This is a genomic window from Clostridium arbusti SL206, from assembly GCF_000246895.1.
Taxonomy (GTDB): Bacteria; Bacillota; Clostridia; order Clostridiales; family Clostridiaceae; genus Clostridium_I; species Clostridium_I arbusti.
Genome location: NZ_BAEV01000175.1, coordinates 1 through 2,687 on the forward strand (window position 1 = coordinate 1; position 2,687 = coordinate 2,687).

2 protein-coding genes are annotated in these 2,687 nt (G+C 27.9%); both read left to right on the forward strand.

The window, feature by feature from the left end; genetic code table 11:
- Nucleotides 1-868 precede the first annotated feature (868 nt).
- Complete coding sequence (locus RH99_RS17845) at nucleotides 869-1,843, forward strand: helix-turn-helix transcriptional regulator (protein WP_010241614.1); 975 nt, start codon at nucleotides 869-871, stop codon at nucleotides 1,841-1,843.
- A gap of 468 nt (nucleotides 1,844-2,311) precedes the next feature.
- Nucleotides 2,312-2,620 carry a 2Fe-2S ferredoxin gene (locus RH99_RS17850; RefSeq protein ID WP_010241617.1) on the forward strand — a complete coding sequence of 103 codons (309 nt, stop codon included), beginning with the start codon at nucleotides 2,312-2,314 and terminating at the stop codon, nucleotides 2,618-2,620.
- Nucleotides 2,621-2,687: the final 67 nt, after the last annotated feature.

The window sequence follows — 2,687 nt, forward strand, 5'->3', positions numbered from 1 at the left end:
ACACGTAGTATATTTATAAAAAAATTCTCTAATTTACTGATAATATATCAAATAATAACGATTACATGGAAATTGTATTTTCCTATGCTACTATACTACTTATAAAATAACTTATATAACTGTATACCTTGGGATAAAATTAATATTATTTTTTTATATTTTCCAATTGATTATATTTTGTACACATTGTATAATCATATTAAATTAGTTATGTTGTTTTATATTATTTTTATTAGATTACATATTTATGTAACAACATGCTGTTTTGTATTTTTGCATTAAATAGATTAGTTTAATTTCAAATCATTCCTAAACTTAAGGAGGATAATATAAACAAACACTTATTTAGCTTGCTTCCTCCACCTTTTTAGAATAAAAAAGAATACTTTGTTATTTTTAAATATCCTCACAAATTGCATCATTTCTATATTTAATGCTAACTATATATCTAGATTGAGTCTACTTATGATAAGGCACATTCAAATAAATAACTAGGCAGTATGCTAGCCTATTTTGAATTCTACTGCGTCAGCAGAACCCTCTGATAGCACCGCTATCAGAGGGACCTGCTTCCTTGTATAATTCAAAATATACGTCGCATCTTTGACTTGTTATTTATTTTCACATGCCTAATATAATTTACCACTCCTTAATTTACTAGTTTTAATTAATAAGATTGTATTTTCAACAAACTTATATTACAATTATCTTATATTTATGGATTTAGTAATTGTATTTTAGAATATTTATATAATTAGAATCTAAATAAACAATCAACTTATTTTTAATAGAAATACTAAAACCAAAAACAATAAAAATTTATTTATTGTTTTTTAATACTTGTTACTTTACGAAAGGAGAACTAAACATGTTACAGGATACGGCTTTAACCCCTCAAGAAGTAGCTGATATATTAAAGATAGCAAAAAATACAGTATACGAATTAATAAAACGTGGAGAATTGAATGCATATAAGGTTGGTAAAAAGCTTAGAATTGATTTTAAAGATGTAGAAGATTATAAAAACAAATCAAAAAGTATAAAATCAGCTGAAGTTAATAATCAAGACACTAATATAGATAATAATCCATTATCTTTTGAAACACTCTCTCCACCTTTATATGAGGCAACTTCACCTAAAGACTTTGTTATTTGTGGTCAGGATGTAATGCTAGATATTTTATCTCGTCACCTAGAAATGAAACTTCATGGTGTAAGAATTCTAAGATCATATACTGGTTGTTATAACGGTCTATTCGCACTTTATCTTGGCAAAATTCAAATTTCAACAGTTCATCTTTGGGATGGTGATTCAGGCGAATATAATATTCCCTTTGTTAGAAGAATGCTTCCTGGAGTTCCTACAGTAATAATTCATCTAGCTTGCAGAATGCAGGGTTTTTATGTAGCTAAAGGTAATCCAAAAAAAATTAAAGGTTGGGAAGATTTAAAAAGATCAGATATTTCTATTATTAACAGAGAAAAAGGATGTGGAACAAGAATTCTTTTAGATGAGCATATTCGCGTACTTGGAATTGACAGTAGTTCAATAGAAGGATATTCACGAGAATGTTTCTCTCATCTTGCTGTTGCAAGTACGGTGTCTAGAGGCGGTGCTGATTTAGCGATAGGAAATGAAAAAACCGGACTTCAAGTTAAAAATATTGATTTTATTCCACTACAGGAAGAAAAATATCAATTAGTTGTAAAGAAAGAAGACATGAATAAACCTTTTTTTAAAGCCATTATGGAAATATTAAATTCCGAAAACTTTAAAATGGAAATTTCCGGATTAGGTGGATATGATCTTACCGAAACCGGAAGTATTGTTGCTGAACTATAAAAATCATCAAATAAAGCTACTTTTTTTGATGATTTGCATAGATTTTATAAAATACACTGTAATTATTCATAATAAAATGCTATAATATTTATAAAATCAATTACACTATTTTAGTTAAACTAACATTCGTTATGCTATTAGTTTAGCATGTTAGCCTATTTTAAAATATAGTAAGGTGATTTAAGGTTTATAATTGTTCACAAAAGCATTTATAAACCTTAAACTTTAGTATAATTGAAGCAAGTTCTTAATTCAGGTGGGGATTCTTTTACCCCATCTGAATTTTAGAACTGCAAATGCATGGCTTACTTGGCGTTGAACTCCCACTTTCACAGAGTGCGTGAGAGACTTACGCCAAGTTAGTCAGGTTAAAATTTTATCAAGTGGTCTTAATTAGCTATGAATTCAATTCTATAGCTAAATTTAGATAAAAATTTCAATAATATTATACAGTGAGGAGAAATTATTATGGTAAATCCAAAACATCACATTTTTGTTTGTACTAGTTGTAGACTTAATGGAAAACAACAGGGTTTTTGTTATTCAAAAGGTTCCGTTGACATTGTAGGTGAATTCATGGAAGAGTTAGACAGTAGAGATTTGTCAGGTGAAGTAATGGTAAATAATACAGGTTGTTTCGGAATATGCAGTCAAGGTCCTATAGTTGTGGTATATCCAGAAGGAGTTTGGTATGGTAATGTAACTGCTGATGACGTTGAAGAAATTGTAGAATCCCATATTGAAAATGGTGAAATTGTTAAAAGACTTCAAATTTAGCAGATACATATAATAAAGATAATAAGAAANANNATATATATATATATATTATTATTATTTATTATTA

Coding starts and splice junctions, on each gene's coding strand:
- RH99_RS17845 (WP_010241614.1), top strand. CDS start 869: ATGTTACAGGATACGGCTTTAACCCCTCAAGAAGTAGCTGATATATTA.
- RH99_RS17850 (WP_010241617.1), top strand. CDS start 2,312: ATGGTAAATCCAAAACATCACATTTTTGTTTGTACTAGTTGTAGACTT.